Origin of the sequence: Ramlibacter sp., from assembly GCF_028291745.1 — a bacterium.
Classification (GTDB): Bacteria; Pseudomonadota; Gammaproteobacteria; order Burkholderiales; family Burkholderiaceae_C; genus Ramlibacter.
Window position 1 is genome coordinate 25,938 of the sequence record NZ_JAQGNQ010000019.1, and the last position, 7,896, is coordinate 33,833.

Annotated in this window: 6 protein-coding genes; 4 read left to right on the plus strand and 2 right to left on the minus strand. The window is 69.0% G+C overall.

Features of this window, described 5'->3' with window-relative positions; all coding sequences use genetic code 11:
- Nucleotides 1–3: 3 nt before the first annotated feature.
- Entirely contained in the window at nucleotides 4–810 is an 807-nt protein-coding gene (locus JWP60_RS02960) for a creatininase family protein (protein ID WP_299786225.1), read from the minus strand.
- A gap of 111 nt (nucleotides 811–921) precedes the next feature.
- Nucleotides 922–3,537, minus strand: a complete 2,616-nt coding sequence (gene mdeB, locus JWP60_RS02965; protein WP_299786227.1) for an alpha-ketoglutarate dehydrogenase — start codon at nucleotides 3,535–3,537, stop codon at nucleotides 922–924.
- 103 nt (nucleotides 3,538–3,640) lie between these two features.
- Here mdeB and JWP60_RS02970 point away from each other — a divergent pair, with 103 nt between their 5' ends.
- From JWP60_RS02970 to JWP60_RS02985, 4 genes are all read left to right on the plus strand, one after another.
- Nucleotides 3,641–4,111: an Lrp/AsnC family transcriptional regulator gene (locus JWP60_RS02970; RefSeq protein ID WP_299786229.1), complete on the plus strand. Its 471-nt coding sequence runs from the start codon at nucleotides 3,641–3,643 to the stop codon at nucleotides 4,109–4,111.
- Nucleotides 4,112–4,238: 127 nt separating this feature from the next.
- A complete protein-coding gene (locus tag JWP60_RS02975; protein WP_299786231.1) occupies nucleotides 4,239–4,394 on the plus strand; it encodes a hypothetical protein in 156 nt (51 codons plus the stop codon).
- A gap of 238 nt (nucleotides 4,395–4,632) precedes the next feature.
- Nucleotides 4,633–5,376, plus strand: a complete 744-nt coding sequence (locus JWP60_RS02980; RefSeq protein ID WP_299786233.1) for an alanyl-tRNA editing protein — start codon at nucleotides 4,633–4,635, stop codon at nucleotides 5,374–5,376.
- Between the two features lie 42 nt (nucleotides 5,377–5,418).
- A complete protein-coding gene (locus JWP60_RS02985) occupies nucleotides 5,419–7,533 on the plus strand; it encodes a thioredoxin family protein (protein WP_299786235.1) in 2,115 nt (704 codons plus the stop codon).
- Nucleotides 7,534–7,896: the final 363 nt, after the last annotated feature.

Consider the following 7,896-nt stretch of genomic DNA (forward strand, 5'->3'; position numbering starts at 1 on the left):
GCTTCACCGCCGCGCGACCGTCGTGAGCGGCAGCCGCGAGAGTTCCTGCAGCAGGGCCGCCAGTTCGCGGGCCGCCGCGGCGAGCACCGCGTGCCCCTTGTCCGCCGTGGCCGCCGCGGCATCGCCGGCGGCGCCTTGCGGGTTGTAGTCTTCGATCGCCCAGCCGAGCTTGGCACTGCGGCCGTTGCCGAGGATCGGGTACTGCGTCGCCCGCTCGCGCGAGCTCGAAGGGAAATCCTGCGCTTGCCCCATGCGGACCGTGTCCGGTCGCAGGGCGAGCATCAACGAGGTTTCGATCGCGCCTGCATGCACGCCGAAGCGGTGTTCGTCCGGCGGAAAGAGGCCGTCGACCGCAGCGCCCAGCGGCAGGTTCCACCAGCTGCAGCCGTAGACGATCAGGCCGCAGCGCACCCGCAATTCGCGCGCGACGATGTCCAGCAGGCTCACCTGCCCGCCGTGGGCGTTGAACAGCAGCAGCTTGCGCACGCCAGCCCGCGCCACGCATTCACCCAGTGCGACCCAGGTGGCGATCACGGTATCGATCGGCAGCGTCAGCGTGCCGGCAAACGAGGCGTGCTCCGGGCTGTAGCCCACGTGCTGCGTCGGCAGCACCAGCACCGGGCAGTCGGCGGGCAGCTGCGGCAGTGCCTGCGCGAGGATGCCGTCGACGAGGCAGTGGTCAACCGCCAGCGGCAGGTGCGGGCCGTGCTGCTCCGTCGCGCCTAGCGGCAGCACGGCGACGGTGCTGGCCGGATCGAGCGTGGCGAAGTCGGTGGTGGCGAGGTCGGCCCAGAAGCGGGAAGGGAGCATGCCGGGATGGTAACGGCGCCGTCGCCAGGGTGGGATGCGCCAAAGGCGCACACCACCGATGCCTGCACGTGGAGTCGCCGAGTGGTGGGGTGCGCTTGCGCGCATCCCACCCTACAGGGCCTGCCTTGCCGCTCTTGCGATGCTCGCTGCGTCGACCCCGAAATACGCCCGCAACGCGGCACGCGTATCGCTGCGCCCGAAGCCGTCGGTGCCGAGCGTCAGGTAGCGCCGCCCCTCCGGCACGAAGGCGCGGATCGCCTCCGGCACGGCGCGCACATAGTCGCTGGCGGCGATCACCGGACCTTGCGTGGCGGCGAGTTGCTGCGTCACGTATGCATCGTCCGCAGCAACGCCATCGCGCGCCAGTTCGCTCCAGCTCGTGACGCTGAATACGTCACTGGCGATGCCCTGCTGCGCAAGTTGCTCCGCGGCTGCGATCACCTCGGGCAGGATCGCGCCCGACCCCATCAGCGTCACGCGCTGCTTCGCATCGGCCGCGCCATGGGAGGCAAAGCGATAACAGCCGCGGATGATCCCCTCATGCGCGCCCTGCGGCACATCGGGCTGGGCGTAGTTCGCGTTCATCAGCGTGACGTAGTAGAAGACGTCACGCTGCTCCACCAGCATCTCGCGCATGCCGCGGTCGACGATCACCGCCATCTCGCCGGCAAAGGCGGGGTCGTAGGCCTTGCAGTTCGGAATCGTGGCGGCGACCAGGTGGCTGGTGCCGTCCTGGTGCTGCAGGCCTTCGCCTGCCAGCGTGGTGCGGCCCGAAGTGGCACCGAGCAGGAAGCCCCGCGCGCGCTGGTCGGCTGCCGCCCAGATGGCGTCGCCCACGCGCTGGAAGCCGAACATCGAGTAGTAGATGTAGAAGGGCAGCATGGCCACGCCATGCACGCTGTAGCTGGTGGCCGCGGCCGTCCAGCTCGCGATGGCCCCCGCTTCGCTGATGCCCTCTTCCAGGATCTGGCCGTCCAGCGCCTCGCGATACGAGAGCACCGAGCCGATGTCTTCCGGCTCGTAGCTTTGTCCCGAGCTCGAATAGATGCCCACCTGCTTGAAGAGATTGGCCATGCCGAAGGTGCGCGCCTCGTCGGCCACGATGGGGACGATGCGCGGGCCGAGCTGCGGGTCTTTCAGCAGCGCAGCCAGCATGCGCACGAAAGCCATGGTGGTCGACATTTCCTTGCCGCCGGCAGCCAGCGCGAAGCTCGCATAGGCGGAAGGCTCGGGCACGGGCACCAGCTCGCAGACGGTCTGACGCTGCGGGATGTAGCCGCCCAGGGCCTCGCGCTTCGCGTGCAGGTAGCGCATCTCGGCGCTCTCTTGCGCTGGCTTGAAGAAGGCGAGCGTGCGCGCCTGCTCGTCGGACAGCGGCAGGTTGAAGCGGTTGCGGAATTCCAGCAGCGCGGACTCGTCGAACTTCTTTTGCGAGTGCGTGGTCATGCGCCCCTGGCCGGCCGCGCCCATGCCGTAGCCCTTTTTGGTGTGGGCCAGGATCACGGTGGGCTGGCCGCGATGCTTCGCCGCGGCATCGTAGGCGGCATGGATCTTCACCAGGTCGTGGCCGCCCCGCTTGAGGCGGTCGATCTGTTCGTCGGTCATGCCCTGGGCCAGGCGCGCGAGCTCCTCGTCCTGGCCGAAGAAGTGTTCGCGGTTGAAGCGCCCGTCCTTGGCCGCGAAGGTCTGCATCTGGCCGTCGACCGTATGCGCGAAGGCGCGCACCAGCGCCCCGGTGGTGTCGCGCGCGAACAGGCCGTCCCAGTCGCTGCCCCACAGCAGCTTGATCACGTTCCAGCCGGCGCCGCGGAACAGCTTTTCCAGTTCGTCGACGATGCGGCCGTTGCCGCGGACCGGGCCGTCGAGACGCTGCAGATTGCAGTTGACCACCCAGACCAGGTTGTCCAACTTCTCGCGCGAGGCCAGCGTGAGGGCGCTCATGCTCTCGGGTTCGTCCATCTCGCCGTCGCCGAACACGCCCCAAACGCGTCGCTCGCCGATGCGTTTTCCTGTGTCGCTGGCGCGCCCTTCGCAATTCACCAGGCCGCGGTGCGTGAGATAGCGCATGAAGCGCGCGTGGTAGATCGAGCTGATCGGACCGATGCCCATCGAGCCGGTCGGGAACTGCCAGAAGTCCGGCATCAGCCACGGATGCGGATAGCTGCACAGGCCGCGCGCACCGGCGTCCGGGGCGACGATCTCCTGGCGGTAGTGCGCGAGGTCAGGCTCGGACAGGCGCCCTTCGAGGAAAGCGCGGGCATAGACGCCCGGGGCGCTGTGCGGCTGGAAGAACACCAGGTCGCCGCCCTGCCGCTCGTTGCGCGCCTGGAAGAAGTGGTTGAAGCCGACCTCGAACAGGTCGGCCGCACTGGCATAGCTGGCGATGTGCCCACCCAGCTCGCCATACGCGCTGTTGGCGCGCACCACCATCGCCAGCGCGTTCCAGCGCATCAGCGAAGCCAGTTTCTCCTCGATGGCCAGGTCGCCCGGAAACACGGGCTGGCGCTCCACCGGCACGGTGTTGACGTAAGGGGTGACCAGTTCGGGCGACCAGGCCACCGCGGGATTGCGCGCCAGCACCGCGAGCTGGTCGAGGATGAAGCGCGCCCGGGCCGGCCCCTCCGCCGCCACCAGGGACTGGAAGGCATCGCGCCATTCAGCGGTTTCCTGCGGATCCATGTCGCCGGTCCGGTCGGCAAGGTAGCGGGTGATGCTTTGATCGGCCATGGAGCACTCTAGGCAGGAGGGCACGGCAGGGGCTACCGAAGGCGGCGCGCATCGGCGGCCGTGCAGCATAGAATGCCGCCACTCCAAGCATTTGCGGCATTTCATGCAACTCGACGCCATCGACCTCCGCATCCTCGCCCAGCTGCAGGAGGACGGATCGCTCAGCAACGTCGAGCTGGCCCGCCGCGTCCATCTCTCGCCCTCGCCCTGCCTGGCGCGGGTGAAGTCGCTGGAGGCCGCCGGCGTGATCGCGCGCTATGTCGCACTGGCCGATGCGAAGGCACTGGGGCTGGGCCTGACCGTCTTCATCAACGTCAGCCTGAAGAGCCAGTCGAAGGAATCGCTGGCCATGTTCGAACAGCGGATCGCCGAGCATGACGAGGTGATGGAGTGCTACCTGATGACGGGCGACAGCGACTACCTGATCCGCGTCGTAGTCGCGGAAATCGCGGCTCTCGAGCGCTTCATCCTGGAGCAGCTCACGCCGATCCCGGGGATCGAGAAGATCCGATCGAGCTTCGCCTTGAAGCAGGTCCGCTACAAGACCGCACTGCCCTTGCCGGCCCGGTCCTGACCGACAAGCGTCGGAGAGGGCTGCGCGACCGTAGGATGGAAGCTGACCGCCCGGCAGCGCGCAGGCCCCCGCTGGCACGCGCCCTCGGCCGAATCACAGGCCCCCGGGGTCCGGCGACCATGCATCCATGGACACGCTGCACACGATCACTGACACCCTCTGGCGGGAAAGCTGGAACCGTGCCTTCTGGCCGTCGCTGATGCTGAGCCTGGCGGTGGCCCTGGACCAATGCACCCGCGGCCCGTCGCTGACAGCCATGGCGGTGACCTACCTCTTCACCTGAACGGAAGGCGTCCCCCGTCCTGCCACCGTAGGGTGGGTCGCCGACGGCGACCCACCCAAGCGCACCGAAACGGGGGGTGCCTGCGGCATCCCACCCTACAGAGCCTCCGTCAAGCGCTTATCAGGGACTTCGCGGTAGCGCCCCAACCTGCGGCGCACCCATACTGGCAGTTTTCCCGCGTTCCGACGCCTCCTTTAGGAGGGCGCGCTCCGGACGCGAAAACACGACAATGCCAGTGATGACACATGAGCTGTTTCGCCAGGACGCCTATCTGAGGGAGGCGCCCGCCATGGTCGCCGAGGTTGGCGAGCAGGGCGTGGTCCTGGACCGTACCGTCTTCTACCCCCTAGGCGGCGGGCAGGCGGGCGACAGCGGCGTGCTCCTGCTGGCGGATGGCAGCGCCTTGCAGATTGCCGATACCCGCAAGGTCAAGGACGCCGAGGGCAAGCCCACGGCATTGGTTGCCCACGTGCCGGCGCCCGGCCAGGAGGCGCTCCTGCGCGACCTGCGTCCCGGCACGGCCATCGTGGCGCGGATCGACTGGGACCGGCGCCACAAGCTGATGCGCTTCCACACCACCACCCATCTGTTGTGCCACTTGGTGCCGCAGTTGGTCAACGGCTGCTCCATCACGGCGGAATACGCCCGGCTGGACTTCAACATGACCGATCCGCTGGACAAGGAAGCCCTGAGCGAGGGCATCGCCCGCCTGGTCGCCGCCGGTCACGCGGTGGAGATCGGCGCCATCAGCGACGAGGAGCTCGATGCCAATCCCGCGTTGGTCAAGAGCATGTCCGTGCAGCCACCCCGGGGCACGGGGCGCGTGCGCACCATCCGCATCGGCGGACTGGACGGGCCGGTTGACTTCCAGCCCTGCGGCGGCACCCACGTGGCCAACACCGCGGAAATCGGCGGTGTGGTCGTCACCAAGATCGAAAAGAAGAGCGCAAGCACCCGACGGGTGGTCTTGGGCTTTTCCTGAACCCTGGAACTTCGCCCCTCCCGCTGAGCTCCACCTGATGCGATGAAATTCTTCCGCCTGCTTGCCGCCGCTGCCCTTTCGGCCGGCCTCGTTCCCGCCGCTGCCCTGGCGCAGGCGGACAAGGCGGTCGTCGCCAGCGAGCGCGTGCGCGCCGAACTCGTGGCGCAGGCGCCGGACGGGGTCGAGCCCGGCAAGCCGCTGTGGGTCGGCCTGCAGATCACGCACCAGCCGGAGTGGCACACCTACTGGAAGAACCCCGGCGACTCCGGCCTGCCGACGCAGATGACGTGGAAGCTGCCGCCCGGCATCGAGGCCGGCGACATCGCGTGGCCCTTGCCGAAGAAGCTGCCGGTCGGCCCGCTCATGAACTATGGCTACGAGGGGACCGTGCTGCTGCCGGTGCCCTTGACCGTCACGCCGGCCTTCAAGCCCTCGCCCTTCGGCGACACGCAGATCGAGCTCAAGGCCTCATGGCTGGTGTGCCGCAAGGAATGCATTCCCGAGGATGGCAGCTTCGTGCTCAAGCTGCCCGCGCGCAGCACCACGGCGCTGCATGCAGCGGATTTCCAGGCGGCGCTCGCTGCCGCTCCGAAGTCGCTGGCTGGCGGCGAGGTCCACCCCGATGGCAAGACCCTGCAGGTCACCCTGACGGGCCTGCCCGCTTCGCTGCGCGGCCAGCAGCTGGAGTTCTTCCCCGAGACCGGCGAGGTGATCGAGCCCGCGGGCGCGTGGACGCAGGCCTGGAAGGGCGGCGTGTGGACAGCCAGCGTGCCCCTGTCCGCCTATCGCGCCAACAGCCCCGGCGATTTCCCGCTGGTGGTCGCTGCCGGTGGCCAGGGCTGGCGCAGCGAAGCCAAGGTGGTGGGCGCCTGGCCGGCGACGGCGGCGCCTGCGGCCACCGTGCCGCCGGCGCTGCAGAGCGCGCTGCGCGCAGCCGCCGCACCGCCTGCGACCGCATCCACCAGCCTGCTCGTGGGCCTGTTGGGTGCGCTGCTCGGCGGAATGATCCTCAACCTGATGCCTTGCGTGTTCCCGGTGCTGGCCATCAAGGTGGTCGGCTTCACGCAGCACGCCAGCGATCGCCGCGGCCATCGCATCAGCGGCCTGGCCTACACGGCCGGCGTGGTGGCTTCATTCGCCGCACTGGGGGCCGTGATGCTGGCGCTGCGCGCTGCCGGCGAACAGCTCGGGTGGGGCTTCCAGCTGCAATCGCCGGCGGTCGTCGCGGCGCTGGCCGCGCTGTTCACACTGATCGCGCTCAATCTGGCGGGCGTCTTCGAATTCGGCTCCATGCTTCCGAGCAGCATCGCCACGCTGGAGGCGCGTCATCCGGTGGCCAATGCCTTCCTCACGGGCGTGCTGGCCGTGGCCGTGGCCTCGCCTTGCACCGCGCCGTTCATGGGCGCATCGCTGGGGCTCGCGATCTCGCTGCCGCCCGCAGAAGCGATGGCGATCTTCGTGGCGCTCGGCGTCGGCATGGCCCTGCCCTATCTGGCCGCTGCACTGGTGCCCGCGTTCGCGCGCTGGCTGCCGCGGCCCGGCGCCTGGATGGACACCTTCCGCAAGCTGATGGCGTTCCCGATGTTTGCCACCGTGGCCTGGCTGGTCTGGGTGCTGGGACAGCAAAGCGGTGTCGACGGCGCGGGCGCGCTGCTGGCGCTGCTGGTCGCCCTGAGCATGGTGGTGTGGGCACTGACCCTGCGCGGGCGCACGCGCGTCGCGCTCGTTTCGCTCGCGCTGGCAGGCCTGGCGTTCGTGGGTTGGAGCACCGGCGCGGCCATCACGCGTCCGCCCGCGGCGCCGACGCTCGCCGCTGTCCACGACCGCTGGCAGCCCTGGGCGCCCGAGCGCGTGCAGCAGGCGATGGCCGAGGGCAAGCCGGTCTTCGTCGACTTCACGGCTGCCTGGTGCGTGACCTGCCAGTACAACAAGAAGACCACGCTCTCGCGCCGCGAAGTGCTGGCCGATTTCAACGACAAGCACTACACGCTGCTGCGCGCCGACTGGACGCGACGCGATCCGGTGATCACGGCGGCGCTCGCGCAACTCGGACGCAACGGCGTGCCCGTGTACGTGATCTACCGACCTGGCAAGGAACCGGTGGTGCTGTCGGAAGTGCTGGGCGTGGACGAGGTGCGCTCGGCGCTGGCCTTGTAACCGCTCCCCGGTCATGGGACGTCATTGCGGGCGTGACTCGCCGTCGTGAATCCCGGTCAAGACCCACTGCTGTCCGGAATGGGACGTTCCAGCATGTGCCTGTTCAGAGGCCGAGCGTCGTGCAGGACCAGCGACCTGGGGCGGCAAAGCCGCATGCGGGCGGGCTGCGGCGCGCGGCGGGGCGTCCCGATCGCGCCAGGCGCGATCGGGCAACCTGCGCTGGCCGGTCTTGCGGCCCGCGCGGCCGAACTCGCTGCGAGTTTGACTGCTGCGCAGCCAAACTCTCCGCTCGATCACACGTCCGCGAGTCAGTGCACGTACGCGGGGCTCGATTCGCGCTACGCGCTCTCGTAGCCCCGCTGG